23 protein-coding genes and 4 pseudogenes are annotated in these 25,892 nt (G+C 65.1%); 7 read left to right on the top strand and 20 right to left on the bottom strand.

Going from position 1 to position 25,892, the window contains the following annotated elements; translation table 11 throughout:
• Nucleotides 1-1,824: 1,824 nt before the first annotated feature.
• The 10 genes from MLGJGCBP_RS39110 to MLGJGCBP_RS39065 form a co-directional block, all read right to left on the bottom strand.
• Nucleotides 1,825-2,349, bottom strand: a complete 525-nt coding sequence (locus MLGJGCBP_RS39110) for a type II 3-dehydroquinate dehydratase (RefSeq protein ID WP_160102622.1) — start codon at nucleotides 2,347-2,349, stop codon at nucleotides 1,825-1,827.
• 29 nt (nucleotides 2,350-2,378) lie between these two features.
• Nucleotides 2,379-3,398 carry a CaiB/BaiF CoA transferase family protein gene (locus MLGJGCBP_RS39105; RefSeq protein WP_160102620.1) on the bottom strand — a complete coding sequence of 340 codons (1,020 nt, stop codon included), beginning with the start codon at nucleotides 3,396-3,398 and terminating at the stop codon, nucleotides 2,379-2,381.
• Entirely contained in the window at nucleotides 3,395-4,267 is an 873-nt protein-coding gene (locus MLGJGCBP_RS39100; RefSeq protein ID WP_201453320.1) for a cyclase family protein, read from the bottom strand. Before MLGJGCBP_RS39100 ends, MLGJGCBP_RS39105 begins: the two co-directional genes overlap by 4 nt.
• A complete protein-coding gene (locus MLGJGCBP_RS39095) occupies nucleotides 4,257-5,984 on the bottom strand; it encodes a class I adenylate-forming enzyme family protein (protein WP_201453319.1) in 1,728 nt (575 codons plus the stop codon). The genes MLGJGCBP_RS39100 and MLGJGCBP_RS39095 overlap by 11 nt, the downstream gene beginning before the upstream one ends.
• Entirely contained in the window at nucleotides 5,981-6,949 is a 969-nt protein-coding gene (locus tag MLGJGCBP_RS39090) for a zinc-binding dehydrogenase (protein WP_160102616.1), read from the bottom strand. The genes MLGJGCBP_RS39095 and MLGJGCBP_RS39090 overlap by 4 nt, the downstream gene beginning before the upstream one ends.
• Nucleotides 6,950-7,101: 152 nt before the next feature.
• Complete coding sequence (locus MLGJGCBP_RS39085) at nucleotides 7,102-8,484, bottom strand: MFS transporter (protein WP_160102614.1); 1,383 nt, start codon at nucleotides 8,482-8,484, stop codon at nucleotides 7,102-7,104.
• A gap of 211 nt (nucleotides 8,485-8,695) precedes the next feature.
• On the bottom strand, nucleotides 8,696-9,835 hold the full coding sequence (locus tag MLGJGCBP_RS39080; protein WP_160102612.1) for a hypothetical protein: 1,140 nt from the start codon (nucleotides 9,833-9,835) through the stop codon (nucleotides 8,696-8,698).
• A 20-nt stretch (nucleotides 9,836-9,855) separates the two neighbouring features.
• Nucleotides 9,856-10,221 carry a hypothetical protein gene (locus MLGJGCBP_RS39075; protein WP_160102610.1) on the bottom strand — a complete coding sequence of 122 codons (366 nt, stop codon included), beginning with the start codon at nucleotides 10,219-10,221 and terminating at the stop codon, nucleotides 9,856-9,858.
• On the bottom strand, nucleotides 10,218-11,261 hold the full coding sequence (locus tag MLGJGCBP_RS39070) for a phosphotransferase family protein (RefSeq protein WP_160102608.1): 1,044 nt from the start codon (nucleotides 11,259-11,261) through the stop codon (nucleotides 10,218-10,220). Before MLGJGCBP_RS39070 ends, MLGJGCBP_RS39075 begins: the two co-directional genes overlap by 4 nt.
• The gene (locus MLGJGCBP_RS39065) at nucleotides 11,258-12,484 is read right to left on the bottom strand and encodes an acetyl-CoA hydrolase/transferase family protein (protein ID WP_236581625.1); all 1,227 of its coding nucleotides are present in this window, start codon (nucleotides 12,482-12,484) and stop codon (nucleotides 11,258-11,260) included. The genes MLGJGCBP_RS39070 and MLGJGCBP_RS39065 overlap by 4 nt, the downstream gene beginning before the upstream one ends.
• Before the next feature lie 216 nt (nucleotides 12,485-12,700).
• On the opposite strand from MLGJGCBP_RS39065, the pseudogene MLGJGCBP_RS54480 reads away from it, so the two are divergent.
• Nucleotides 12,701-12,823, top strand: a pseudogene (locus tag MLGJGCBP_RS54480) (helix-turn-helix domain-containing protein); the annotation flags it as partial.
• 40 nt (nucleotides 12,824-12,863) lie between these two features.
• Here the strand turns inward: MLGJGCBP_RS54480 and MLGJGCBP_RS52385 are convergent.
• Complete coding sequence (locus MLGJGCBP_RS52385) at nucleotides 12,864-13,055, bottom strand: hypothetical protein (protein WP_236581624.1); 192 nt, start codon at nucleotides 13,053-13,055, stop codon at nucleotides 12,864-12,866.
• Here MLGJGCBP_RS52385 and MLGJGCBP_RS39055 point away from each other — a divergent pair.
• Nucleotides 13,040-13,324 carry an IclR family transcriptional regulator domain-containing protein gene (locus tag MLGJGCBP_RS39055; protein WP_160102630.1) on the top strand — a complete coding sequence of 95 codons (285 nt, stop codon included), beginning with the start codon at nucleotides 13,040-13,042 and terminating at the stop codon, nucleotides 13,322-13,324. The genes MLGJGCBP_RS52385 and MLGJGCBP_RS39055 overlap by 16 nt on opposite strands.
• Nucleotides 13,325-13,415: 91 nt before the next feature.
• Here the strand turns inward: MLGJGCBP_RS39055 and MLGJGCBP_RS39050 are convergent, their stop codons facing one another.
• Entirely contained in the window at nucleotides 13,416-13,697 is a 282-nt protein-coding gene (locus MLGJGCBP_RS39050) for a transposase (protein ID WP_160102604.1), read from the bottom strand.
• Between the two features lie 407 nt (nucleotides 13,698-14,104).
• Nucleotides 14,105-15,029: pseudogene (locus MLGJGCBP_RS39045) on the bottom strand (IS3 family transposase); the annotation flags it as partial.
• Between the two features lie 79 nt (nucleotides 15,030-15,108).
• Here MLGJGCBP_RS39045 and MLGJGCBP_RS52380 point away from each other — a divergent pair.
• The 3 genes and pseudogenes from MLGJGCBP_RS52380 to MLGJGCBP_RS39030 all read left to right on the top strand — a co-directional run.
• Nucleotides 15,109-15,410 (top strand): annotated as a pseudogene (locus MLGJGCBP_RS52380) (integrase); the annotation flags it as partial.
• Between the two features lie 179 nt (nucleotides 15,411-15,589).
• Complete coding sequence (locus tag MLGJGCBP_RS39035) at nucleotides 15,590-16,549, top strand: hypothetical protein (RefSeq protein WP_236581623.1); 960 nt, start codon at nucleotides 15,590-15,592, stop codon at nucleotides 16,547-16,549.
• A 489-nt stretch (nucleotides 16,550-17,038) separates the two neighbouring features.
• The gene (locus MLGJGCBP_RS39030; protein ID WP_236581622.1) at nucleotides 17,039-18,019 is read left to right on the top strand and encodes a magnesium and cobalt transport protein CorA; all 981 of its coding nucleotides are present in this window, start codon (nucleotides 17,039-17,041) and stop codon (nucleotides 18,017-18,019) included.
• A gap of 144 nt (nucleotides 18,020-18,163) precedes the next feature.
• Here the strand turns inward: MLGJGCBP_RS39030 and MLGJGCBP_RS39025 are convergent, their stop codons facing one another.
• From MLGJGCBP_RS39025 to MLGJGCBP_RS52375, 4 genes and pseudogenes are all read right to left on the bottom strand, one after another.
• The gene (locus MLGJGCBP_RS39025; RefSeq protein WP_160102598.1) at nucleotides 18,164-18,319 is read right to left on the bottom strand and encodes a hypothetical protein; all 156 of its coding nucleotides are present in this window, start codon (nucleotides 18,317-18,319) and stop codon (nucleotides 18,164-18,166) included.
• A gap of 814 nt (nucleotides 18,320-19,133) precedes the next feature.
• Nucleotides 19,134-19,901: an SDR family NAD(P)-dependent oxidoreductase gene (locus MLGJGCBP_RS39020; protein WP_160102626.1), complete on the bottom strand. Its 768-nt coding sequence runs from the start codon at nucleotides 19,899-19,901 to the stop codon at nucleotides 19,134-19,136.
• Nucleotides 19,902-19,910: 9 nt separating this feature from the next.
• Nucleotides 19,911-20,041 (bottom strand): annotated as a pseudogene (locus MLGJGCBP_RS39015) (transposase); the annotation flags it as partial.
• A 48-nt stretch (nucleotides 20,042-20,089) separates the two neighbouring features.
• Nucleotides 20,090-20,395, bottom strand: coding sequence for a hypothetical protein (locus MLGJGCBP_RS52375; RefSeq protein ID WP_236581621.1), 306 nt, complete (start codon nucleotides 20,393-20,395; stop codon nucleotides 20,090-20,092).
• 45 nt (nucleotides 20,396-20,440) lie between these two features.
• On the opposite strand from MLGJGCBP_RS52375, the gene MLGJGCBP_RS53355 reads away from it, so the two are divergent.
• A complete protein-coding gene (locus tag MLGJGCBP_RS53355; RefSeq protein ID WP_268960813.1) occupies nucleotides 20,441-20,566 on the top strand; it encodes a hypothetical protein in 126 nt (41 codons plus the stop codon).
• Nucleotides 20,567-20,698: 132 nt separating this feature from the next.
• Here the strand turns inward: MLGJGCBP_RS53355 and MLGJGCBP_RS52370 are convergent, their stop codons facing one another.
• Together MLGJGCBP_RS52370 and MLGJGCBP_RS39005 are read right to left on the bottom strand one after the other, a co-directional pair.
• Nucleotides 20,699-21,010, bottom strand: coding sequence for a hypothetical protein (locus MLGJGCBP_RS52370; protein WP_236581620.1), 312 nt, complete (start codon nucleotides 21,008-21,010; stop codon nucleotides 20,699-20,701).
• 667 nt (nucleotides 21,011-21,677) lie between these two features.
• Complete coding sequence (locus MLGJGCBP_RS39005) at nucleotides 21,678-21,995, bottom strand: helix-turn-helix domain-containing protein (protein ID WP_160102596.1); 318 nt, start codon at nucleotides 21,993-21,995, stop codon at nucleotides 21,678-21,680.
• A gap of 155 nt (nucleotides 21,996-22,150) precedes the next feature.
• On the opposite strand from MLGJGCBP_RS39005, the gene MLGJGCBP_RS39000 reads away from it, so the two are divergent.
• Complete coding sequence (locus MLGJGCBP_RS39000) at nucleotides 22,151-22,510, top strand: hypothetical protein (protein WP_328799667.1); 360 nt, start codon at nucleotides 22,151-22,153, stop codon at nucleotides 22,508-22,510.
• Here the strand turns inward: MLGJGCBP_RS39000 and MLGJGCBP_RS38995 are convergent.
• Nucleotides 22,499-25,495: a BTAD domain-containing putative transcriptional regulator gene (locus tag MLGJGCBP_RS38995; protein WP_160102594.1), complete on the bottom strand. Its 2,997-nt coding sequence runs from the start codon at nucleotides 25,493-25,495 to the stop codon at nucleotides 22,499-22,501. The two genes, MLGJGCBP_RS39000 and MLGJGCBP_RS38995, sit on opposite strands and share 12 nt — an antisense overlap.
• Nucleotides 25,496-25,892 lie beyond the last annotated feature (397 nt).

The raw sequence follows: 25,892 nt of genomic DNA, 5'->3' as shown, positions 1-25,892 counted from the left end.
CGCAACGACATGCTTCCCACCAGCGCGTCCGGGAAGGTGATCCGCCGCAACGTCGAAGCGATGTGGCTCGAACGCGGTGCCACCGACCTCATCGAGATCGACAGCTGACAACCCCGAGGCAGACTGGGCAGAACTCCGATGCGCCCGACCCCGTCGCCCGCGTCGCTTGGCCTCCGAGTCCTCGCGGTCGGGGCATGCGGCCGGTACCGGTCGCCGTAATGAACTCGCAGACCTGACCGGCAAAGTACGGCCGCCCGCCACGGAGCGGGTCGCGGATCCGCCATCGCGGGAACCGATCGATTTATCCCGATCTCGACGCTGACGCTGACCGTGACGTCTTGATTGACGACTCCGAGATGGCCAATTGGGGACATACCAGCCCGAAAGCAATGATCTCTGGACATGATGTCAGATACCTGGCCGCCGCGAGGCTCCTGCACCCCATCGGCGACGAAGAACACCAACAGATTCCTCCCGTACTGGTTGGAGACTTTGATGACGGTGCAATGCACCTCGTGATCGAAATCCTCCTCGTCTCGGGCGAACCTAAATGGAGAGGCCAACGGCGCCTTGTCGACGCCGCGAGCGCCGACAGCATCGCCCACATGGCGGTATTTCACTCCGACAGTGAGGCCGGTCGGGGATCCTACTCGCTGCCCGGTGAGGGGTTCGGGAGCAGGTACATAGGGGCGCCAACGTGTTCAGCCAGGCCGGGTGCGAGCAGGGTGGGCTCAGCACCGAACAGTGGTAACCAGCCACATGCAGCGCGATGCCGTGGGTGCCCACACCGCAACCTTCAACGCCGCCGGCCAGCAGTTGGCGCGGCGGTTGAGGCCGAGCCCGGCGGCCGTCGCGGTGAGGGCTCGATGGAACGACGAGTATTGGCGCGCCGTTACGTCGCCGAGTTGCGCCGGACCACCGCCCTTCCAGTAGTCAGATTCTAGCCGTATGTTGCGTGGGCGCTAGAGAAGGCGACTTTTCGATCGGACGCGACGTGAGCGTGTCTCGGCCCGGGAACGTTCGGACCGACGCTAGGCGAGGGGACATGATCGACAGCGAAAGTTGACCAGGTCTGGTCAACCCCCATCACGCGCTGTGCGGAGATCTCGATCAGCGCCACCAATGCGGACAGCCCATAGATGCGTTCGGAAGAGGTGACGCCACGCTGAATTCGCGCCAGCTGATATCTCGCCGCACGTCCGAGCCGGTGCGTGTAATCCGGGACATCCATTCCGAATGCGTCTGCGACATTCCTCGGTGCCGGCCCCCCCGAGCGGCTCCCAGAGCAGCGCGAAATCCAGAATGTCATGGTCGTTGTGTCGGTTCCACATTCTTCCTGCCTACTGTGCACTACCCCGGCTTGCTCGCGAGTTCTCCAGGCCCTGTTCGTGAGGACTCGCGAGCCGGGCGGGGAATCGTTCGGGCCAGCGCATGGGGATAGGCTCTGGCCATTTCGCTTAGTTCGTCCTGGCTACAGCTCGATTCGGGAACCGCCTGCCACAATCGCTCGATGAAGTGGCCCTTGGTCAAGCCGAAGTGGACATAGACGTCCTCCTCGGTCGCGCCCCCGTAGGGTGCCCACCTGCTTGCGAACGCGATGAGGCGCTCTGCCTCGACATCCGGATGGTTGCGCCGACGGTCGGCCTCGATCCAATCGATACGACGCCTGTAGCGCCATGGGCGAGACGAGTGAGAACTCATGAGATTTCAGACTTCTGATTGAGGGCACGGACTGGCGGAACTGTCGGCGTTGTCGGACGCGAACCTTCGACGGAAGAACCGCCGTTTCGGCGCTGGGGCTGAAGACGCTTAGCCCACGGCGAACTAGTGTCGGTTGGCTCCGCCATCCAGAAATGCCTCGTCGTCCAGGGACAGCGTCAGTCCGAGCATTGCGCCGAGATAGCTGTACTGGCGCAGGCCCATGACGAGACCGGTCGCGCTGTAGGTGAATCGCGACTTCTGTTCCAGGTACGGAGGAACGACACCGGAGAAGTGGCGGGCAGTGTTGGAGAAATGCACCTCCATGACCGGCTTCTTGGTGTCATCGAGAGCATGACGCGTGGCTTCGCCGTACGTTGTCAGTCCGGCGGGATTGATGATGTAACCATCGACGTCGGCCGCGGTTCGGTGGATGAACTCGAGGATGTCACCTTCGTGGTTCGAGGCGAACTGTTCGGTGGAGACTCCGAGCGACTCGGCATAGTCGCGAACCAGCTTCTGCAAGTCAGCCAATGACGAGATCGGCCCGTAAAGGTTCTTGTCGCGCTTACCCAGGTTCGGCATATTCGGACCGTCGATGACGGCGATGCGCCATTCACGGGGATTCGGTCCGCGGAAGGACAGACTCATTGTTGTTCTCGTTCGGCGACTCGTCTTCTTTAGTGCAGTTCAGGAGCGCCCGAGAGCGGGGATTGCCACGATGCCGGCAGCGGTACCGATTCGTGGCGGTGACCATCTTGCGCGTCTAGCCGGAGCCGGACCTGAGCGTCGCTGGCGGCATCGCGACCGATCCGGTGGATCGGCAGGTCGTGTGTTTCCGCCAGTTCCAGCACGTCTTCGGTGCGTAGTTCGGCGAGGGCTTTGTCGAGCCGGGCCCGAACTTCGTGTGCGGCGGCTTGTCGTTGCCGGTATGTCTCGAGCCGGGGATCGTCTGCCCAGTCGCGCCACTCGAGAGCGACGCAGAGCCGCTTCCACATCGCGTCCTCGAGCAAGGCGATCACGACGGCTCCGTCGGCCGTGGGAACGGTGCCGTACGTGGGTTCGGCGGCGAGCACTGCGGAGGGCTTGATCGTCGCCCACGCCTGGGCGGCGTCGAGCATGCACATGTCGAGATAGCCGCCGGAGCCCGCGTGCCAGGACGCTGTCATCGCCAAGGCCGCTGTCGTTCCGGTGGCCAGATCCACCCAGGGAACACCAATTCGGTCTTGCGCGGTCTCCGAACTGATAGCCCCCGCGATCGCCTGCAGGCTGATGTCGTGCGCGGGATGGGATGAGAGCGGACCCGACTGGCCGTAGGCCGAGATGGAGCAATAGATCAGCCCGGGGTTGATTTCCCGCAATGTCGCGTAGTCGACGCGGAGACGGTCGACGACTCCGGGGCGGAATCCCTCGATGACCGCGTGGGCACTGCGAGCCGCCGCGTGGACGACCTCGCGGCCGTGGGCCGTCTTGAGGTCGACGGTGATCGAGGACTTTCCGGCGTTGGCGTTCGCGAACATCTCCGGATCGAGGTGCCGTGCGGCGTCGCCGTGCGGCGGTTCGATTTTGATCACACTGGCGCCCAAGGACGCGAGAAGCAGCGTGGCATAGGGTCCGGGCAGCTGCTGGCTCAGGTCCAGGACGCGCATACCCTGCAACGGCCCGACGTTGTCCGCCCAGACGATCTCTGGCGCGGTCACAGGATGGCCAACGGAGTGACGGGGCTGCCGGTGGAGCCCTGCAGCGGGATGGGGGCGAACACGAACACGAAGACCTTTCGTCCCGAGGCGGCCAACTCGGCGAGAGCGAGGTTCTCGATGAGCGGAACGCCATGTCGGTGGAGTAGATGCAAGTGCACGGGAAAGGTGGTACCCGCAGGTGAGGGCTGGACCTCGACCGCGTAGTTGTCGGCGCCGACCAGGGCCACGTCGTGAGCGACGAGCCACTGGGCGCCGTCCAGGGACAGTCCCGGCTCGAGATCGAAGTACTCGTTGCCGTGGGATCGCTCCCACCAGCCCGTGCGTATCAGGACCGCATCCCCCGCGGATGGCTCGACGGCGGCCATCTCGTACCCGGCGATGAGGTGCTCCGCGTCGATCGGAGTCGAGGGGTCCAGTGGTGCCCCGTGTGCTTCGACCAGGTCGATGAGGACTCCCCGGGTCACGACCGGGCGGAGCTTCTCTGCACCGAGTCGTTTTGCGCCCGCGGTTGAACGCACATTCGCCGCCGAATGTGCGTTGTAGAGTTCCTCACCGCTCCATGCGTGTGACAGAGCATCGACGTGCGTACCGCTGTGTGTCGACAAGGTGACGGTGTCCTCGGCGAACCGGAACCCGTCCGGCGAACGAGCTCCCAACGCGTAGTCCCCGGCATTGCGGTCCATGTAGCGAGCGGACTTGTTGCGATGGGGCGGAACACCGGCCCCGGGGCCGGCCGGTTGTGCGAGGGAGAGGACCTGACCTGTTTCGGCGGCACGGAGTGCGGCCAGGGTGGTCGATGCGTCCACCAGATTGAGCGCCCCGATCTCGTCGTCGAGACCCCAGCGACCCCAGTTGCTCTCAGTGCCCATGCGCGGATCCGCTCGCCGCTGCCGCGTGTACGGCACGATCGACCGCCTCGCAGGCATGAGTGCGCAGGTCTTTTCGGACCATCTTTCCCGTCTGCGTGCGCGGTAGTTCAAGGACGACTTCCACTACCCAGGGGGCTTTGTAGCTGGCCATTCCGGAACGGCAGAATGTGCGGATCTCGTCGCCGTCGAGTGTGCTGCCAGGCTCGGCGACGACGAATGCGACAACGACCTCACCGCGGCTGGGGTGATCGGCTCCGACGACGGCTACTTCCGCAACCGCGGGATGGGTACTGATGAACGTCTCGACCTCTGCCGGCGAGACGTTGATCCCCGAGGTCTTGATCATGTCGGTGTGACGGCTGTGGAACTGCACGTATCCGGCGTCATCGATGGAGACCGTGTCACCGGTGCGGAACCACCCGTCGCTGGTGAATGCGGCGGCATTGGCCTCGTCGTTGTCGAGGTATCCCGGGGTGATGCGCCCGCGGACCTGCAGTTCCCCGGGAGTGTTCGGCCCGAGTGTCTCCCCGTTTTCCAGGTCGACCACGCGCAGCATGACACCGGGCAGTGGCGGACCCTGGGTGGTGAGTCGCACTTCTAATGAATCGGAATGTGAGGTGACACAGCAGTTCCCGTATGTCTCCGTGGAGCCGTAGATGTTGCAGATTTCAGGGATGTTCAGGTCCGAGACGATGCGTTGGATCTCGTCCGGGCGTCCGATCGTCAAGCCGGTGCGCAGGGAATCGATAGCGCTGATCTTCTCGGGCACCTGTGCGGCGAGGGCGTCGGCCATGCTCGGCAGCAGGTAGATCGCCGAGCACTGTTCGGCAGCGAGCACGTCGGCTGCGGAATCGGGCGTGAATGCTTCCTGCAGAACCAGACATGCCCCGTGGGTTATCGCAACACCAGCGACGTTGGCGACGCCGAAGCTCCAGAACAGAGGCGAGCCGAGCCAGATCCGGTCATCGGCACCGATGCCCATGCGCAACCCGATTGCATACGCGTTCTCGATGAGCGCGCGATGAGTCAGCGGTACGGCCTTCGGTTTCTGAGTCGATCCGGAGGTGTAGAGCACGAAGGCGGGATCGTCCGCCTGCGCAGCGCAGGCCGGCGTCGGCCACTCATCGGGGGTGGACAGAAGTTCATTGAACAACCAGGCGACCGCGGGCACCGGGGTTCCCGCGGAGCCGTCGCCGATGACGATCAGGTGACGCAGCTCAGGGAAGCGGAGGCTGTGGACCGCACCACCGACCGGGGCGTCCCACAGCTCGGGAAGGAGCTGGGCGAACTCAGCCAAGATATCGGCTTTGCGTGCGGAGCTCACCGTGACGACGACTTCGGCTTCGGACACAGCCAGCAAGTGCTCCAGGTCCCACGCGCGGACCCAGGTGTTGAACGCGTCGACGCGGGCACCGAGTCGCATCGCCCCGTAGACGGCGATCATCCACTCGGAAATGTTGGGACCGAGGACCGCCACCCGCGAGCCGCGCCCGACTCCGAGATCGGCCAATGATGCGGCGAAGGCACGGATCTTCTCGGCAAGCTCGCTGTACGACAGTCGCACGTCGCCGGCGACCAGGGCGGGAGCCTGGGGGGTGCGGTGCGCGATGTCCTCGATGAGTTCGGGCAGGGTCATCGCCGATGGGAGAGCTGAGTGGTCGGGCCAGGGGAGAGGGCCCACCACGTGGTTCGCTTCGAACGCTGTGTGCTCTGTCATGGGACCAGAACCGTCCGTCCGGTAGCGGTGCGGTCGTCGAGTGCGCTGTGTGCGTCGGCGGCCGATCCAAGCGGCAACGCCCGCGGTGGGCTCGGCACGAGTTTCTCCGATGCAATCATGTCGATCACCTCCTGAAGGTCGGCGCGTGTCGCATGCGCGGACCCAATGACTTGCAGTTCCTTGATGATGGTCAGCCCCGGGTCGAGTTCTAGGTCGGCGGGCACGGTATTGCCGACCAGGACGAGGCGGCCCTGCGGGGCCAGCGAGCGCAGACTTGTTCTGAACGTGGGGCCACCGGTGACTTCGATGACAGCGTCCGCCCCTCGTGGGCGGTCCATCGCCGCCGCGCTCGCACGGATGGCCCGCGCGTCGGGACGCACCAGTGTGTGTTCGGCGCCGGCGTCCGTGATCGCTGCGACCTTGGCCTCGTCGCTCGTCGTGGCGATGACGCGCAGTCCCAACGCGTGTGCCGTGCGGACGGCATTGAAGCCGACGCCGCCGCCGGCACCGGTGATGACCACGACATCCCCGGGCAGCACCTGCGCCTTGTGGAGCGCATGCAGACCAGTGCCGATGCCGCACGAGGCGATGGCCGCCACCTCGTCGGTGATCGTGTCGGGAACACCGACAGCGTTGAGCGGGTCGGCGGTCACATACTCGGAGTACCCGCCGGGGATGTCGTCACCGTAGAACCCTGGGCCGCGTCGACACTGCGAGGTGATACCGCGTTCGCAGTCGGGGCACTGCCCGCACGGGCGGCGTTGGACCAATGCCACCCGACGGCCAACCCATTCCTCGAGATCATCGGAGCCGGCGGCGACGACGGTTCCAGCGATCTCGTGTCCGAGTACGTCCCCCGGCGTGGCAGCGAGCTCGCCGCGCCGGGCCAGAGCGTCGTGGCCGCACACCCCGCAGGCGCCCACCCGGACCAGGAATTCGCCCGGTTGTGGCCGCGGTACCGGCATCTCATCCAGCTCGAAGGCTGATGTGGCGGGTCCGGGTCGGGCCAGTTTCACAACGCGCATCGTGAGGGGAATGTTCAAGCTTTGCATCGCGGTGGTACTTCTTTCGCTGATCTACTTCAGTGCATCACAGGGCATGTTGGGCTCGCCCGGCGTCACGGCGTGGGCGCCTTCTCATTGTGGCGGGCGGAGTTCACAGGGGAACGTCGATTATCTGAGGACACAAGATCCTTGGTTGCGTCCTGCTCGCTGAGGAGGTCGCGGCCAGCGGTCTCCGGGAGGAGCTTGTACAGGACGAATCCGCAGATGACGGCCACACCGGAGAGGAAGAATCCCGGTGCGTAGTCGAGTCCGGTCCACAGGACCAGCGAGGCCCCGATCAACGGTCCGAAGCCCGAGGGTGCACCGACCCCCAGATTGAATCCGACCGAACCGCTGGTGAGCCGGGTCGAGGCGGGGAACAGCTCGATCAGGATCAGCGATGTGTTGGCGTTGATCGGTGCCTGGATGACCGCATAGACCAGGAGAGCGAGGATCACGGCGACGGTGCCGCCGCTGCCGAGCGCGATGAACATCGGAATGCCTAGCAGTGCATGTCCGGCACACCCGAACAGGATGGTCCGCCGGCGACCGAACTTGTCCGAGAGCTTGCCGGCGAGCGGGCACAACGCGGCGTACACGATCAGGCCGATGCACGTCAGGAAAATCGCGTGGGTTCTCGGGAAGGCGGCGGTGACGGTCAGGTAGTTGACCATGTAGGAACCGAGGTAGAACAGGCCGACGCCGCAGATCCACGAGAAGCAGAAGGTGATGGCGATTGCCTTGGCCTGGTCACGGCGGAAAGCGTCTCGTACACGGGATTTCGGTCGGTCTTCCTCACTCTGGAGCTGCTGGAAGATGGGTGTGTCCTCGAGCCGACGCCGGATGAACAGCCCGATCAAGCTGAGCGGAGCGGCGAGAAGGAAGGGGATACGCCAGCCCCAACTGGCCAGCTGATCGTCCGTGAGAGCTGTCGCGAACCCGAGCGACAGCAGGCTTCCGAAGACCAGCCCTATGGCCGCACCGGTCGACGGCAGGCTGCCCCTGATACCACGATTGTTCGGGCGGGCTGTTTCGATGAGGAACGCCGAGCTGGCGCCCCACTCGCCACCGACGGACATGCCCTGCACGCAGCGCAGCAGCACGAGCAGAATGGGAGCCAAGATTCCGATCTTGTCGTACCCGGGGAGCAGTCCGATCATCGCGGTGGCCACGCCCATGATCAGAATGCTGATGCTCAGAGACGCCCTGCGGCCTGCGCGGTCCCCGATCAGGCCGAAGACCAAACCACCGAGCGGCCTGACAATGAATGCGACGCCGAAGACGGCGAGGGACTGCAGCAACGAGACCGTGGCGGTGTCGGACGGGAAGAACGTCGCGCCGATCGCGATGGCGAAGAAGCCATACAGCGCGAACTCGAAGTACTCGAGGAAGTTCCCGATGAGACACGCGATCGCAATGCGGACCTGTGTCCCCCTGCTATGAATGTCGTTGCTCATGAGTGCTCCTGACGGGAATGGGCGGCGCGAGACGTCCGGGACGATCCGGCTTCTGGGCGCCGGATTCGGGAATCACAGGTAGACCGGATCCCTCGGGTTATGGAAACGTCATTCAAGAACTCGAAGCGCCGCTCTGCGCGAACCGGACACTTTCCGGTTGCACGATCATCGCCGAGGCGACGAATGCCGCTCTGTAGCAAGATATGTGAGCTCACAGGAACTCCCAGCCGGGTCGTTCGGACACGCATGCCTCGTAGGCAACGGGGTCGATGGTCTGGTAAACCCCCAGGACGCTCGTGCCGTCGTCGCGTGTGACGCGGCAGAGGTGCTCGTCGAGTCCACGGACGCCGATCCGCGTCTCGGGGCGGGTCAGGTCCAGCGTCTCGCCCTCGGTCATGTCCGGCCCGTCGTACCCGCCTTGGTGGATGTCACCACCTGGAGTTCCGCCATACATGCCGCAACGAAGAAACGCTGTCTGCTGACCGATCTTCTCGTAGTGCAGCTGGGCCTTCTCGCCCGTGGCGAATTCGTAGTCGACGATCGCCTCGGCGAATACCTGGGTATCGGGCTCGAAGCGCAGGCGCCGCGTGGGCTTGAGGACCTTCGTGCACCCCTTGCGGGTGTCACCGAAGGGGTAGTAGAGGCGGTCTCCCCACAGGGTCCAGTCTGGGAAGGCGACGAAGGCATTGCCGTTGGTTCCGACATGAAGTCGACCACCCAGCGCCATCGAGGGCCCGCCCACCCCACGTCCGGTGCCCCAGTGCCGGTCGCGTGTGCCTGCCGACCCGGGGTCAAGCTCGAACCGTTCACCGTCGACCTCGACCCAGCCCGATACGTCACCGAAGCCCTCGAAGCCGCTGGTGACATCGTTGCGGCGGCCCGGCGGGATTCCGGCGGCCGAGTTCGACAGCGGTTCGCGGAAGACTTGGCGGGTGGTGTCGGTGAACGTGATGTCGTAGCTGATGCCCCACTCGTTGGGCTCCAAGATGTATCGCCACTCGCGGAGGCCGCGAATGATGACGGGAGCGATGGGGCCCACCTGGAGATCAGCTCGATCGGCGCCGACCTTGCGGAAACTGCGCACGGCCGTGTGCCGGCCCCGCACGTTGACGATCGCGTACGCCTCGGCGCGGTCCAGATTGGGGTAGAAGCTTCCGCCGGTGGCGACGACGATGTCGCCAGTCGCGTCGTGGGAAACCATCCAATAGCGTTCGTAGGCACGGGGGTCGCCGGTCCACATGACCCGTACCGGATCGGGTGTCTGGTGGATGAGATAGTCGTCCAGTGGGGTGAGCGGAAATTGCTCGGCAAAGTGTTTGTCGTCAGCGATCAGGCTGGAGTGGTCGCTCATGGGATCTCCTGTATTGGACGTCAGGTGGGGTCGACGACGAGTCGCGCACGTAGATAGGCGCCGATCGCCTCCCGCTCCGGACCTGCGGGCAGTTCATGAATCCGGCTAGTCAGGTGCGCGCGAAGCGCCTCGTTGCTGGCAGCGGCTGCAGCAACATCGTTCGAATCGTGAGGATCAGGCTCGGCGATGCCGAGCAGTTCCGCTAAGCGACGGTTATCGGTCTGCAGGAAGGGCAGGGCGCGAGCCCACGAGGCCTCGACCCTTTCGATGAGCCTGCGTGCATTGCGTGCGAGCTCGGCAACGCCTGGCGACGTCTCCGGGTCCCCTTCGGCGAGACGAAGCAGGCGAGCGGCACCGTTGAGTTGTTCATCGATCGTCGGTCTCACCGGAAGTCCTCCATGACGGTGTCGAGCAATGTGGAGAGCACGCGAGTGGTGGGCTGGTAAGGCTCCTCGGCTCGTTCCTCCAAAAAGGCCCGAAGGCCACTGACCTGCATCACTGCAGTTTTGAAAGCCGAGAACGCGACCCACCACCGCAGTGCTGAGCGGTCCACCTGACTTCCGGTTGCACGTTCGTAATGCTCGATCAGATCTGGTGCTTCCCAACTGCCTTCGATCGTGTGCTCGGTCGCGCGGAGGGGCTGGGTGACCCAGCCGAGGTCTTCGAGCGGGTCGCCGAGATGGGCAAGTTCCCAATCGAGGAGCGCGGTCACCTCCGAGCCGTCGAGCAAGATGTTGCCGGGCTTGTAGTCCGCGTGGACGAGAACAGTTCCGGTCGAGCGCGGCGCATGCTCGCCGAGCACGACGATCGCGTACTCGAGTTCCGGATGTGGTTCGAGTTGATCCTCACGCAACACCGCGGCCCAACGATCGAGCTCGGCCTTCGCGGCCTCCGGGCCCGGGTCGGTGAGGGTCGTACCCAGACCGAGTTCTCGCCAGTTGACACCGTGTACTGCTGCCAGCAGTTCACAGAACTTTCGGCCTAGGTCTATCCGTTGATCCAGGGCACGAGTCTCGTCGCGCAGCACTCGGTAGTAGCACGTGCCAGGCAGGCGACGCATGATCAACGACGGGCGCCCCAACATGTGGCCATCGTCATCGAGCCAACGCGCGACAGGGGTTGGCAGGCCGCTGTTTTCGAGAGCGCGTAGCACCTCGAACTCCACCGCGCGCTCGGTGTCGATGAGTCCGCCTTCGGGGTCGGTCCGCAGGATCAGCGGCTCGTAATGCTCACCTCCGGAGGAATCGACGGTGATGAGGTCGAATAGCCAGTTGTCCCGGGAACGACCGCTGCCGGCCCGGCGAAGATCGGTGATGTGTCCGTCGCGGACGTCGACGTGGTCGGCGAGGAACGCGCCGAGTCGTTCCGCGACGGACGCCGACGTGGCTATGCCGTCGTCAACGGCCACTGTTGGTGTTGTGCTCATTGAGCTTGCCCTTTCTGAAGTGCGTCGCGGTGATGAGGAGCGGCGATCGCGATCAGGGCCTCCGCCCTTTCACGCAGGCTGCGGCCGCGGAGATCGGCAACGCCGTACTCGGTCACGATGAAATCGACCCCGGATCGGGGAGTGGTCACTGTAGCTGTATCCAGGCGAGTCACGATGCGCGAGAATCGGCCCGCCGTTGCTGGCAACGCGATCATCGACCGGCCGCCGGTGGATCGCTGCGCGGCACGAAGGTACTCGGCCTGTCCTCCGATTCCGCCGATGTAGCCCGTCGCGATCTCCTCGGCATTGACCTGGCCGCTCAGATCAACCTGTAGGGCAGAGTTGATAGCGACGAAGTGATCGACCTCGCCACGTGCTGCCGGACCCGACACCGTGTTCACCGGGCAGATCTGCACGTCGGAGGCCGACACATAGTCATAGAGAGCGGGGGATCCTGCGGCTTCGCTGATCACCACAGCGTCCGGGCCGGGCCGCAAGCACCCGGCAGAAGCGAGGTCCAGCAGCCAGTCCCCGGCCAGCGTGGAGCGCACTGCCAGGCCTCGATGCTCGCGGAGAGCGACACCGACCGCGGAGGCCATCGCGCCGATACCCAGCTGTACGGTCGCGCCATCTGGAATGAGGTCGGCAACGTGCGCTGCGACCTGACGATGGACGTTGTTGATCTCCGGCGTGTCCACGACCGGCAGAGGCCGTGAGGTGTGGACGACAGCGTCGAACGTCGAGGCCGGCACGCGGGGTGCCGAGGTGACGGGCACCTGGTCATTCACTTCCGCAATCACCACACGCGCGCGATTGAGCAGATCGAAGGTGTGATCCACAGCCATTCCGAGTCCATGGGATCCGCTCGCGTCAGCCGGCGTCACTTGTATCAGCACAACGATGTCTTGGCCGCGCTGCGGTAATACCCGGGGCAGATCGTCGAAGTGTGCGGGGATCACCTCGACGTTGCCGCGGTGAACAGCTCCGCTCAGCGGCCCGAATCCTCCGAATGACACGATTGGTAGTTGAGATGGCTTGGTCAAGACTTCGCTGTGCGACAGTCCGACGAAGAGTTCGACCTCGGCAGGGCTCGTGGACAGCAGGCACTCCAGCAGGGCGCTGGGTTCGCCCACTCCCTGCGCGGCGACAACTAGGTCTCCAGGCCGGAGCAGTCCGGTCCAGTGGCCCTCGCCATGGATGCCCGGGTCATCGATACGGACCACTGACACGTTGTCGAGCCTCCTTAACTAGTTGAACCGAGTGAAGGCCCTTTGGGACGTTCCGAGAATCCGAATAGCGCTTCGTGATTCTGAATGCAATCTATGTCGACGATCGGCAATGGTCAAGGGTCGAGTGCTACAAGTACTGGAATCTATGTTCGTAATTCGGAAACGGCGACTAAAATGCGAAGTAACCGGTTCCGGCATTAGTCAGGTGGAATGAGCAGTAGCGACCGATACTCGCGAACCTTCGATGTGCTGGAGTTGCTCGCGGGCCGACCCGACGGAATGACCGTCACGGAGATCAGCAAGCGGCTCGAACTGCCCATCAGTAGTAGTTACAACCTGCTGCAACGCGTGGTCACGACGGAGGTCGCCAGCGTCACCGATGACCTCCGGTATTCACGCGGCCCCGTTCCGTGCGCTCGAGATCCGGATTGTCGACGGCCTCGAGGTGCGGGCGGTAGCTCGACGTCGGCTCCTCGAGCTGACTCGTGAGACCGGTGACGACGTTTACCTCGCCGTCCCGTTCAGTCGCCACGTCGCCTACGTCGACCGATTCCCCCCCAGTCACTCTTCCTCCATGCCACCTCGGTCGGAAAGCTCTCCGCCACCTACGACGAGCAGCTGCGTCGCCGCCTGTTCAGCCAGGCACGGCCCCACCTGACCGAGCGCACTCTCACCGAACCCGAAGAGCTTGAAGCCGAGCTCGAACAGATTCGCCAACAGGGCTACGCCACGAGCCGCGAAGAGGCCAATCCGGCGTGGTCGGAATTGCGGTTCCACTTCGCACCGACAGCGTCATCGCCGCGATACACATCTCCGCCCACAGCGCACAGATGACCACAGAAGAAGAGACGCGACTACTGACCCGCAGCCCAAGTCGCGGCCGAGCAGATCGAGCGGAACCTGGGCCGAACCTCAAGCATCGACATCAACGCCACGACAGAAGAACCTTGAGCTGTGAGCTAGTGGCTCGTCTGGCAACCTTGGCCGGACAATGCGGGTATTCGGTCCACGTCCGGATCGGTGAGTCCGGCGCGAAGTTGGTCTTTGGTTCGGCGTGGGCGTTGCGCCATCGCATGTAGGCGGCGATGGTGGCGTTCTGCTCGGCGTGACTGCGGTGATCGGTCCCGTCCAACGCGAAGTACCGCAGCGCGGCGAACTCGGACTCGATCCAGTTCAGCCACGACCCGTAGGTCGGAAGGAATACCAACTCGACATCGTTGGCGGCGGCTTACGCCTTCACTGTCGGGTGCCGGTGCGGGGAGAAGTTGTCGAGGACGACGTATAACCTTTTCCCCGGGCCACCGGACTCGCAGCACGTTGAGCAGGCCCCGGAACTCGCGGCAACGCTTACGTGACCGGATTCGGTAATACATTCTGCCGCTGGCCAAATCAAGCGCCGCGAGCATGTGCATCACACCGTCGTAGCGGTGGTACGTGGCCCGATGCCGGTGCGGATGGGTGACCGGCCGCCGCCAGCACTTGCCCTTCGAGGCTGCAGGTTCAGCGGGCCGAACTCGTCGACACAGACCACCCGGCCCGTCGGCCGGTGGCCGGTCGTATAGGTCCAAGATCGCCTGCATTCTCGTCAACAAGTCCGGGTCGGTCGACACCTCCGCTGTGAAATATTGCGCCGTCGAGTCCGCCGGGACCGCGTGCCGCTGCGGCCGCCCGCAGCGCATCGCTGACCAGCCCGGTGCGCATGTGATCGGCGATCGACTAGCCCGCAAACCGCTTCGAACACAGGTCCAATATCGTTGCCAGATAGAGGAACTGATTGTCCCCGACGGGGACGTAGGTGGGGGTACCTCCCTGCACGAAGTGCTTGGGGGAATGTCCCCGACGTACTTGGTGTTCGGCGTGCTCGCGGTGAAGTCCCGCCGGATCAGATCCGGCACCGCGGCCGCGTCCGGGTCCGGGACGGTGGTGCGGACCGTCTTGCGCAGGTGCACGCCGACGATCCCGTGCTCGCGCATCACCCGTTCGACCCTTGTGGTTCACCTCGATCCCGGCGCCCCGCAGCTCGGCGGTCACCCGCGGCGCCCCGTAGGTGCCGTCGGAGTCGGCATGAATCACACGGATCCGCTCGGCCAGCTCCTCGTCGGCGCGGGCGCGTTCGGCGCGGGCCGGTGCGGCGGACCGCCACCGGTAGAAACCCGAGCGGGAGACTTCGAGGATCTGGCACAGCCACTTCACCGGAACGGTGTCACGGTGGTCGTCGACGAAATGGAAGCGGCTCACCAATTCGTCTCGCCCGCGAAATACTTCGCGGCCCTGCGCAGGATCTCCCGCTCGGTCTCGAGCTTCCGTATCCGGGCCTTGAGCAGCTTGTTTTCTTCCTCCAACACGAACTCGGACGATACCTCGCCCACCGGCGACGCCCCGTGGGACGGGCCGGCGGCCGCACCCGTGCGTTTGCGTTCGGCACGCACCCCGTTGCGTAGGGTTACGCGGCTGACTCCCAGGTCGTTGCCGATGCCCTCGAATGTGTTGCTCGGATCTGACAAGTACAACGCGACGCATCGGCCTTGAACTCCGCAGTACGCCTTCATCATCAGTGAAATCTCTTCCTCTGGGCCCTCACGGCCCAGTGTTCACGATGTCCACACTCAAGGGGGAACCCCCATGTGCGGTTGCGGCGGTCAAGACCGACCAGGAAGGTGTCGGGAGTGTGCGGGCGTTGCCTTTCACCACCAACCATCACAGTTGCCCGCCGTGAGCGTATGTGCGGTGGGCGCAGGTCGTCGCCGCGTTCGACGCGGCCGGGAGGCCGGGGGTGATCCGGTTGCTGCGCACCGCACCGGCGTTCGAGGGGCATGTGTGCCGGGCCGGGTTACCGCGGATGAAGGCACGGGCGCCGTTGTTCCGGGCGATCGCCAAGAACGGCAACCTTTCGATCGCGGCGTTGTCGGGGGCGTCGGTGCCGGTCCGAACAGCACCAAGACGAATCAGGGCACCCCTGCTGAGATGGGTTCACCATGCTCCGAATACCGCACCTTCGAATATCGACAGTCCGCCAGTAGTACGCCGACCCCGACACCGCAGCGGCAGGGCTGGGTAACAGCCCCCGCGGCTGGTCGTACCCCGCCGATACCGGCACGATTGGACGAACCCCGCCGATACCGGCACGATTGGACGCTGTTCGCCGACTGTTGCGAAGCCTGCGATCACCGGGCGTTGCCGACGCACCCGAGCGTGCTGGTCGAGTTCCTCGCCGACCATCCGACAGCCGAAGGCACCCAGCGGCGCCGGGTGACCGCCATCAACGCCGTCCACACCGGTGCGGGGTTGCCGGAACCTGGCCGCGCCGAGACGATCCGGCAACTGCTCAGCACCGCCCGAGCCGACCGGCTGGCTCGGGTGGGGGAGCGGGTGGCGGACGTCGTGCCCCGGATCCCGGTGACGGGGTGGCCGGGTGGCGTGTTCGGACGCCGCGACGCCCTGATCCTCACCCTCGCCGCTGCGGGCGTGAGCTTCGAACAGATCGCCCGATTACGCCGCACCGACATCATCACCGAAGACGATGCGCTAATGGTCCGGGTAGCGGAGACCTGGCTCCGAATCCCCACAGAGGAAGTGAATTCGGTTGATGTGCATTCGAACTGGATAGAAGTGCTGGGGTTCCTGGACCGGTATCCGAGCACCCGGCTACTGGCCGCCCGCCTCGATGCGAATGCAGATCTGACCGCGTTCACCGACCATGCTCGCTGTGACGATCGGCCGCTACTGACGATCGACCGCTGGGGGCACACACCCTTCGCCCCGACCCCGCTGACCGGGCACGCCGTTGCGGCAATTGTGCGTGCGCACTTGACCGGGCAGCCGCCAGTGCACAGAGGACCCCCGTCGCGGCGACCCCCATCGTCAGCTGAGGCGCAGAAAACCTTGTACGTCGCCGAAATTGAGTTGGAACAGGAGTATTACGACCGGGGCGTTGCGCCCCGCCGGGACGCCCACACTCACCTTGGGGACGTGACTGACCTTCTCGACAGTGTCGAAGACGAAGCGGATCGACTCCTCGCCGACCTGCTCGTGATCCTCGGCAACATCGACGAGGAATGATTGCTGGCTGTGTGCACGCACCATCCTGCATGTGGCTGCCCAGTAGATACGATCCAGTGAGAAGCCGTGATTGGCTACTAAACAGGCTGCGGGCATCTGATCCTGTACAGTCACGATCTGTTCTGATCGATGCCGTCCACAGCAATGGTGTTGGCGAGACGATGGCAACTCCTCAAGGTTCACTCAGACGGCAACGACCCATAACTCCATGCGGATCAGCACCGACACGCGATCGGACTTACTCACTGAGCTGCGTTCTAGCGAAGGTCGGGAAGGGGGCCACCGGCCTATTGTTGGCGTGTCCCCACCGCGCAGGAGAAGCGTGGCGGGGCACTCCGAAACCACACACGAGGGAGTGAGCGGATGCCTCAGCCGCAAGACGGCGGTTCCGAACCGCGGCGTCTCGGACCATTTCGTCGTCGGGTTGCGACAGATGCGCCGGAAATTGCCACGCCGACGAGCCTGACTCGCTATGTCGTGGATGGGCGCATGATTCGGGCTCCACGTGATGCGGCGGTTGCCGACACGCTGCGGTTCGCGCAGAAGGTACCGGGCCGGTTGGCGCTCTGTCTCTATCCGACGCCGTCGGCGGAGGACATTGAGGAACTGGCCGAAGCATGGCAGTTGCATCCGCTTCTCGTCGAGGATCTTCAGCACGCGGGCCAACGCCCGAAGCTGGAACGGTACGGGAATGTGCTGTTTCTGGTGGTGCGCTCGGCGCGCTACCTCGACGACGTCGAGGATGTCGAGTTCGCGGAGTTCCACGTTCTGGTTCGCGCGAACGCGGTCGCAGTGTTGTGTCAGGACGGGCGCTGGATCGACGGTGCAGACGAATCGAGCTTGGCCGAGACTATCGAGGAAGACAGTGACCGCACTCTGCGGGACGACGAAAACCTCTTCGCCCTCGGCCCGGAGGCTGTTGTCTACCGCCTGCTCGATCCCGTGGTCGACGGGTACCGGCCGGTCCTGAACGGACTTGCCATCGACAAGGAACAAATCGAGAAACAGGTGTTCAGCGGCGACCCCGCGGTCACTGAGCGGATCTACCGCCTCAGTCAGGAGGTCATCGACCTGAGTCAGGCGACCTCACCGTTGGTCGATGTACTCGGAGCCCTCAGGAGGGGGCACGTTCGATACGAGATTCCCGAACCTTTGCAGTCTTATCTGCAGGACGTCGCCGATCACCTGACCACAGTGGACACGCAGGTGTCCGGGCTGCGTGATGCACTGACCCAGATCCTGACGGTGAACGCGACGCTTGTGGCACAGCGGCAAAACGAGGACATGAAGAAGATTTCCGGGTGGGCGGCGATCCTGTTCGCGCCCACCCTGGTCGCGGCGATCTATGGGATGAACTTCGACGACATGCCGGAACTGCACTGGGGGTTCGGCTACCCGGCTGCTGTCGTCGCGATGGTCGCCTTCGCCGCGGTGCTGTATTGGACGTTCAAACACAAGAAATGGATGTGAATACGATGGGGGTCTGCGATCATCCCCCGGGTAGCCGACGGAAGTAGCAACTGCTGTCCCCGGATCACGAACCCATGCATGATCGCCGAAGCGTTGTACTTGCGTTCCAGTTAGAGTAGGTCCGGAATTTACATCAGCGTCGGGCTACGTGTGTGCCGAAATGCCTTCCGGCGGCCATCCGGGTAAGTACTTTTCCGGGGTCACGCGGATCGTGTTCAGGAATTCAGCCACCATGCGGTAGAGCCCGATCAGCATGACAACTCGACCAGCTGCGGCGAGCTCAGTAGCTGCGCGGGTCATCGAAAGCTCCCCGTTCGAAAGCTCCCCGATAGACGTCGCACCGTTCGACGTCGCACCCTTCGACGTCGCACCGTCGCCGGCACGACCAGGCGTGGAACGGTCCAGCCTGTCATTTTGAGTATTTGTGGCAATGAGGTACAGCCTCCCCGTCTCCGGGCCGCTCGCGGTCGGCGGGGAGGCAGCGTTATGAAGCCGACGGTCACGGTGCGGTGCATCAGTTGTCGCCGGGCAGTGCGTGAGGTCGTGCTTGTTTTGCGCCAGCGGGGCCGGGCGCAGCACAGATGCCCCGCGATCGCGGGGCGTCTTGTGATTGGTCCTTCCGGCGGTCCGACAATTCCGCCTGCCTGTTCACCGGTCCGGGGAAGAGATGGGAGACATGGGCGGCATTGCCGAGCACAGACCTCGTGCAATGCCGACCATGCGGTGTCGGCCCCGGATCCACCCGTGCCGACACAGGCTGGGGCCCAGATATTCGGGCCACCTGGTGATTACGTCATCGTTGTAAGCAGCAGCTGCGCTGCCGGCGCACCGATTTCGTCGAGATTTGCGCGGTGTGCTGGCCGCGGGTCACTGCGTGCTTGGTACGGACGAGATGAGCCGGCGGGGTGTCTTTTCGGAACGCGAGGCCGGGAGCCGGACGGTCCGACGGCGGAATGGTCGGCGCGGGACGGAAGCCCGCACCGACCTGGGGCTGCCACACGGGTCGAACCGCACATACATTCTGGTGGGTGGTCACAGTCGCCGTGCCGCGTGTGTGTCTGTGTCCAAGGCGTCGCGAGTGTCCGGGCGAGCCCCATTACCGACATGGTGGTGGTTATCGAGGGCCCATGCGCAGGGCGCCGTCCAGACGAATGGTCTCACCGTTGAGGTAGTCGTGTTCGACGATCATCTGGACGAGTTGCGCGTATTCGGCGGGCTGTCCGAGGCGGGAGGGGAACGGGACACCGGCCTCGAGTCCCTTGCGGTACTCGTCGGTGACGCCGGCGAGCATGGGGGTGTCGATGATGCCGGGGGCGATGGTGTTGACGCGGATGCCGAACTGCGCGAGGTCGCGGGCAGCGGGGACGGTCATGCCGTGCACGCCGCCCTTGGATGCGGAGTACGCGATCTGGCCGATCTGGCCTTCGAAGGCGGCGACGGAGGCGGTGTTGACGACGACGCCACGCTGCCCGGATTCGTCGACGGTGTCGGTCTTGGCGATGGCGTCGGCGGCGAGGCGCATGACGTTGAAGGTGCCGAGCAGGTTGACGGTGATGACGGTGCGGAACAGTTCGAGGTCGTGGGGGCCCTTCTTGGACAGGATGCGGCCGGCCCAGCCGACGCCGGCGCAGTTGACGACGATGCGGAGCGGCAGACCGGACTCGACGATCTTGTCGATCGCGGCCTGGACCTCGTCGCCGCTGGTGACGTCGGTGGCGAGGAGGGTGACGCCGTCGGGGACGTTGTCGCCGGCGCGTTCGATGGACTGCTGCAGGTCCAGTCCGAACACGGTGGCTCCGGCGTCGGCGAGACGCTTGGCGGTGGCGGCACCGAGGCCCGAGGCCGCTCCGGTGACCAGTGCAGCGGATTGTGTGATCTTCACCTGTTCAATCTGGACCGTGGTGTAGGGCCAGGTAGCTTCGATGGCTCGGGCAGGCCGGCGAGCCCGTCGCAGCAGGTGATGAGCACGTCCTTGATGCCGCGATTTGCGAGTTCGGCGCATACCCCGGCCCAGAACGTGGCAAAAGCGCACATGTTCGTGCGAACGTGTGCGAGGTGGCGCCTGAACTGTCACGGGTTCGGCAGCCGGGCGGTATCGACGCGGTCGGAGAGGTAGGCGATGACGGCCTCGTTGGTCATGCCGTAAGCGGCGGCGACGAGTTTCGCATCGACCGTGCCGACGAGGTCGACCAGCCGGGTGGAGCGCAGGATTCTGGGTTGAATACCGACCGCGCGCAGGGTGTGCTTGATGTAGGAGTCGGAGGCGGCCGTGCGGGTGGCCTTGGTATGCCTGGTGATCAGCGCATGGGAGTTTCTGCTGCCAAGGTTCCGACGGTGCAGGCAACGGTGCAGCGCGGTCCAGGTCCACGGGTTCAACGGAGTGGGCTGCGGCCGACGTCCCAGCCTGATGCGGTGCTGGAGATGGTCGATTTCGTCGTCGGTGAGGTGCTGCAGGTCTTGGGTGGTGGCGCCGTGCAGCAGGGCGGCCAGCCCGACGAACCCCTCGTGCGGGTGTACGTGGGCGTCGGTGCTCCATCGCCGGAATAATTTCGCTCTGGTGCTCGACGGAAAGCGTCGGTCCGCGGAATGCCATGGTCTGCGGCGCTTGCACCCCTGCGGTGGGGTCGATGAGCAGCAACCGTCGGCGCAGCGCGTAGCGGCAGAACTGCCGCAGGCCGGTCAGATAGAAGGAGCGCCGGCGGGGATGCGCGTGCAGGAACGCTTCGATGTCGCCGACATCGACGACGGCCCAGTCGGTTTGCCGCGGCGGGTGGTCAGAAACTCGGTGAAGTCGCGCAGAGCGGTCAAGCGCGCTTCGAGTGTGGCGTGCCCGCGGGGGTGGGTGCCGGTGCGGCGGGCGCGGTCGCGGCCGGCGACCAGGTGCTCGGCGAACCCGATTACCGCCGGTTGCAGTGGTGCGGGCACCGCGTTGATGCGGGACTGCCGTCGACTGGCCGCGCGGCGTTCCTCCCGGTCCGGCGGCAGTGCCAATTTGCTCGCGGAGGAAGTCCTCGAGGGCCCGCGCGAGGGGCAGGTCGGCGGCGACAGCGTCCAGTAGTGCCTGCGGATGCACCGGGGCATCGTCGGTCAGGTGCTTGCCGAGTCGGGTGAGCATGGCGCACGCGCGGCTGGGGTGATGGCGGCCGACCAGGTAGGCGGCGAAGGTGCCCAGCCAGCATGGCGGATCTTCCAGTGCATCAGTTAGATTGGCCGCGCGGACGGTGATCCTGTACGGCGAGCGTGCCCAACAGCATCGGCATCGCCCAGCACCGTAGAGCCGGGTGACCTGGCCGCAGTCGACGCAGGCCGCGTCTGGATTCGGTGGCCGGCCCGGATGTGAACACGGGCCGCACCAGGCGGCGTTTGGAGCAACGCGAGCAGTCGGCTCGATCGGCGTCTCGCCGCTGACGCCGGGGACATTCCTTGCACAGGTCACGGTCGACGAACAGCACCGGGGCCTGGCACTGCCGGCAGGTGCACGAGCAGCGCACGCAACGACCGGTGCGCGGCTGCAGCACCCGGTCGGCACCGCAGCCCGGGCAGCGATGTTTGATTGGAGCATGCGAGGCCGCCCAGTGGCAGCGTGCACACAGGTCACGGTCGGGTTTGTCGACCGCGCGGCCGCAGCGGCGGCAGTCCCGGATCCGGCGGGTCATGCTCAGATCGGCGGCATCGACCGGCCCCGCCGCGACGCGTGCGTGTCGTTCGCCGCGACCCTGGTCGGGCTCGACGAGATCGGTTGTGCGACTGGGGTGGTATCGATGTCGAACAGGTCGTTCGGTGTGCAGTCCAGGGCGGTGCACAGCGCGATCAGGGTGGTCAGCTTGATCTGGCTGGGTTGTTTGGTGAACAACGCCGACACCGACGCCGAGGACAGTTCCAATCCGGCCTTCTCGGCGAGCAGCCGTTGCAGCTGGGTGCCGGTCCAGGCCTCGCGTTGGGCGGCGGCCATCCGGAGTTTCCACCTGATCTGCATGCTTACTCCTGTCCGGTCAACTCGGTCCACGCCGCCGAGATCGCGCGTTGGTAGGCGTCTTCGATGAACGTTTCCGACGGGCGCACGTACCGCATGGTCGACGCGACCAGCGGAACGTTCGGTACTCGACCGGAATTTCAACGACCGAGCCAGGTATGTGCGGTCCGTTCAGTTACGAAGTGTTGGAGCTGAACCGGACCTGGTGGGTGACCACGGCGTCCGGGGCCGTCTACGACATCGTCACCGGCGCCTCGGCCGGTGGCGGCTACATGGCTGGCGGTGGTTACGGCGGCCACCACGGTAAGTCGTTGGGCCGAGAGCGCATCGAGAGCGAGGTCTATCCGATCGACGGATCCGTGACCCAACGCACGCTCGATTCCTCACTCACCGACCGGTTGTGCGCGTTCGTTTGGGATGGGCGGCCGGGCTCGGCCATTTTCGTTCGCGTTGAGTGGGTCCTCCTCGTACGCCTACTCCCGGACACTCCGCCGAGCGGAGTCGCGTCAGCGTCGTAGGCGGCCGAGTAGATCGACGGTGCCGCGCGACGGTTCCGCCGCAAGTTCGGCCAACCGGTCGCGGCAGGCGCGAAACAACTCGAGCACTCGGTCGTCGTGGCCGAGGTCGCCGGCGATTCGCATCGCCAGGCGCCACGAGCTCTCGCGGTACGGCGAATTGTTGAGCACGGCGCGGACCCGATCGTCTGCGCCGAGTAGGTCGCCTGCCTCGTAGGCCGCCTCGGCCGCCTCGGCGCGAAGGGACTCGCGCTCGAGGTCGAGTTCGCGGCGGATTTCGGCGGCCCAATCGGCAGTGCTACCGGGAAGGTAGTCTGTACCCGACATCGAGATGGCGCGATCCAGCGCGATGAGTCGGTTCGGTCCCCGCGTCAGCAGCGACTCGGCGGCCACGTCGGTGAACTCCACATAGTCACTGAACACGGCGGGCATCGCACATCTGAGCCTCCCGTCCACCACCTCGACACAGTTCGGGCCGAGCACGTTCCGCAGGCCGCCGAGTGCTCGGCGAAGGTACGCCTGGGCGCGGTCGTCGGTGCTCCCGTCGAACAGGTGGTACAGGACCGCCGAGCGTGGCACCCCGTCGCGGTGCCGGGGCAGCGTGAGGAAAGCCAGTAGTTCGGTACTTCGGGAGAGTTTGGGATCGACCTCCCGGCCGTCCAGCTCGATGCACTTCTTGTCGAGGTCGCGGATCCTCACCACGGGTAGGCCCAGGTCTGTTCGCGGTTGCGAGCGCCGGCGTCGAGAAAGCAGGCCACGGCCGAGCCGTCGCCACCCGGCGGGGGCACAGGATTCTGTATCGAGACGACGGGACAGGACGAGGGGGAACTCACTTAGCGCCTGCAACAGGAGGTGGTCGGATCCCTGAATCTCAGCCGCGGCGAGGGCGGCATCGGCTGCCCGGTCGACCAGCGACTCGTCACCGGCGTGCCACGCCGCCTCGGCCAGATAGACACCGGCGAACGGGACGTACAGTTGGCGGTCCCAGCGGAGCATGTAGTCGAGTGAGTGTGTCAGATTTGTCTGTGCGGAATCGAAACGATGACTCAGAAGGTCGGCGAGCCCCATCCAGAGAGGGAGCTGCTCGACGACACGACGGTGCTGATTCGAGGTCGGGTCGCGGTCGAGTGCCGCCAGAATTCGGCGAGCGGTGCCCACGTCGTTCCGGTAGCGCAGCGCAACCGACGCGGAGAGCAGCAGATGGAGCTGGTGGCAGTAGCGACTCGAACGCCGAGCCACTTCGCCCGACTCGCTCAGTAACACCATCGCTTCCTCGTTCCGTCCTAGGTCGAGAAGCAGTTCCACCCTCATCCGATTGAGGGCAGGAGACAGCTCCGGCTCACTCCAGTCCGCGAGCAGCTCTTCGGCCTCGTGGAGTCGACCGGATGCGCGTAGCGCGCCGACCCGGCTGGATCGGGATGCGTTCCACGGTGCCGGGGCGGAATCGGTCAGCAGCGTGAGGCGTCCGTGCACGAGGTCGAAACGATGGAGCATCCCGTCGACCGCCTCTCCACAATCCGGCGAGCGGTCGCGGTAGTGGAGCTCCGACCCCACCGCATCGAGCCCGATTCCGGAGATCCATGCGTCAGTAATGGCGCTTGGTCGGGCCAACGCCAGTACGTCCATCGCATTGGCTTGCCGACCGACGTGGCTGAAGCATGCCGCCATCACCCCTACGAGACTCGGCTCGAGACCTCCGCGATCCACTTCGGTCCGATTCAGCTCGAGCAGGCGATCGGATATCTCCGCCCCTCGGGACCACGCCTCGCGGTCGACTGCGATCAACAGCTCACCGCGGATCATCGGTACCGACTGCTCCACGAAGCGGGCATCGATTCTTCCGAGCCAGCTCGCCAACAGCGCCACGTCACCGCGAGCGAGGGCACCCGGAACCGCGGCCTCGACGGCGCGCCGGGCGAGCGGGAGATCTCGCGCGGCGAAGGCCGGCTCAACGGCGTCGGCGGGGCGCCCCGAATCGAGTAGCAGCAGGGCATGCCGCCTGTGTACGTCCTCCGCGAGTACCGGGTGGTTGTCGAGGCGCCGCCGTAGGTATTGCCGGAAGCGTGGATGGCAGAGGAGTTCGCTGCCGTCCGCGGACGTCCACAGGGGTAGGAACCGCCCTCGGAAGGAGGCCATGGTCTCCTGCGCCGAGGGTAGGCCGAGACTGATCGCGGCGTCCGCGGTCACATGCTCGAGCACCGATGTGGCCGTGAGAAACCACTGTTGCGTCGCGGTCAGGTCGGCCATGATCTCCGCGGACAGGTATCCGCTCAGTGGGTCGGCTTCGCCGCCATGTCCGTGAGCGTGCTCAGGTGAGCGCCACGCCTCGAAGAGCACCCCGGTGATCCATCCGCCGGTGGCGCGCACGGCATCCGCAGGGTCGATGTGCTCGACATGGTGGAACTGTTGCAGAATCGTTGTGGCCTCGTCGATGTCGAGTGAGAGGTCGTTCTCCTCCAGTCGGCCGATGCCGCCTACTCCGAGGCTGCTTCCGACGCGCAGAGTGATGTTGCGGCGTGATATCAGGATGATGCGGGCGGAGCCGGGCAGAGCGCGCAGGAAGGCGCCCAGCGTTGTCAGCGCACCCGGCGCGTCGGCGACGACCTCGAGCTCGTCGAGCACGATCGTGACGCTCAGGTCGGCGAGCGCCTCCGCGAGCAGTGCCGCGGCTTCGACGTGCGGCACGCCTCTCCGGAGTGCCTCCGACGCGGACCGTCCGAGCCGGTCGTCGACCACGGCCACTGCGGCCTCCAGATGAGTCAACAACCGTCCGGCAGCCATGTCCGACTCGTCCAACGTCAACCACGCCACGGTATCGAGATCGGTTCGAGTGACCATGTCCACCACCGCAGTGGTCTTTCCGGATCCCGCAGTGCCCACCACCCAGACCACCGGATGGCGCGCGCACAGCGCGGCCAGGCGGTTCCGGACGCGGTCTCTGGGTACGACCCACTCGTTCAGGCGGGGCACGAGGAACTTCGGCCTCATCCAGTTGTTGCCTCCGTAGCGCTGACGACCGATTTCGCGTGGATTTCGCCCACGAGGTTAGTTTCACGGCGCACTGGCGGCAATGCTTTCCCCCCGACGCGGTGGAGGTTTGTACAGCAGATGCGGACGTCCCGTCGCCATCATGGGACGTCGCGTTGGCGACCCGTCCACACGGCCTGCCGGCGCGATGTCGGACACCCGGGAAGGCCGTCCGAACGGCACGAAACGCCCTCGAATGGAGAAAGTCACACAGCGGCCGGCGAAACGCTCTGGTCGGCCAACGGCCACCGATCCTAAAGTGCGTGACACAAGTCACTCGGCTTGCCGGGTGGGTAATGCATTACGCCGCAGCATTGCCTGCGCACATTCAACTTATGAAGGGACCTGTTTCATGCAT

Origin of the sequence: Rhodococcus sp. T7 (genome assembly GCF_009872365.1) — a bacterium.
Lineage (GTDB): Bacteria > Actinomycetota > Actinomycetes > Mycobacteriales > Mycobacteriaceae > Rhodococcus_F.
The sequence above is the reverse complement of the archived record's forward strand: the minus strand, read 5'-3'. Positions and strand labels throughout refer to the sequence as shown.

Excerpts from the sequence above, each read along its gene's own strand:
- MLGJGCBP_RS39100 (WP_201453320.1), bottom strand. The coding sequence starts at position 4,267 with ATGGGCACTGAGAGCAACTGGGGTCGCTGGGGTCTCGACGACGAGATC.
- MLGJGCBP_RS39000 (WP_328799667.1), top strand. The coding sequence starts at position 22,151 with ATGTGCGGTCCGTTCAGTTACGAAGTGTTGGAGCTGAACCGGACCTGG.
- MLGJGCBP_RS38995 (WP_160102594.1), bottom strand. The coding sequence starts at position 25,495 with ATGAGGCCGAAGTTCCTCGTGCCCCGCCTGAACGAGTGGGTCGTACCC.
- MLGJGCBP_RS39085 (WP_160102614.1), bottom strand. The coding sequence starts at position 8,484 with ATGAGCAACGACATTCATAGCAGGGGGACACAGGTCCGCATTGCGATC.
- MLGJGCBP_RS39090 (WP_160102616.1), bottom strand. The coding sequence starts at position 6,949 with ATGCCGGTACCGCGGCCACAACCGGGCGAATTCCTGGTCCGGGTGGGC.
- MLGJGCBP_RS53355 (WP_268960813.1), top strand. The coding sequence starts at position 20,441 with ATGGTCGATTTCGTCGTCGGTGAGGTGCTGCAGGTCTTGGGTGGTGGC.
- MLGJGCBP_RS39025 (WP_160102598.1), bottom strand. The coding sequence starts at position 18,319 with ATGACCCGCGCAGCTACTGAGCTCGCCGCAGCTGGTCGAGTTGTCATG.
- MLGJGCBP_RS39005 (WP_160102596.1), bottom strand. The coding sequence starts at position 21,995 with ATGCAGATCAGGTGGAAACTCCGGATGGCCGCCGCCCAACGCGAGGCC.
- MLGJGCBP_RS39095 (WP_201453319.1), bottom strand. The coding sequence starts at position 5,984 with ATGACAGAGCACACAGCGTTCGAAGCGAACCACGTGGTGGGCCCTCTC.
- MLGJGCBP_RS39070 (WP_160102608.1), bottom strand. The coding sequence starts at position 11,261 with ATGAGCACAACACCAACAGTGGCCGTTGACGACGGCATAGCCACGTCG.
- MLGJGCBP_RS39110 (WP_160102622.1), bottom strand. The coding sequence starts at position 2,349 with ATGAGTCTGTCCTTCCGCGGACCGAATCCCCGTGAATGGCGCATCGCC.
- MLGJGCBP_RS39030 (WP_236581622.1), top strand. The coding sequence starts at position 17,039 with ATGATTCGGGCTCCACGTGATGCGGCGGTTGCCGACACGCTGCGGTTC.
- MLGJGCBP_RS39080 (WP_160102612.1), bottom strand. The coding sequence starts at position 9,835 with ATGAGCGACCACTCCAGCCTGATCGCTGACGACAAACACTTTGCCGAG.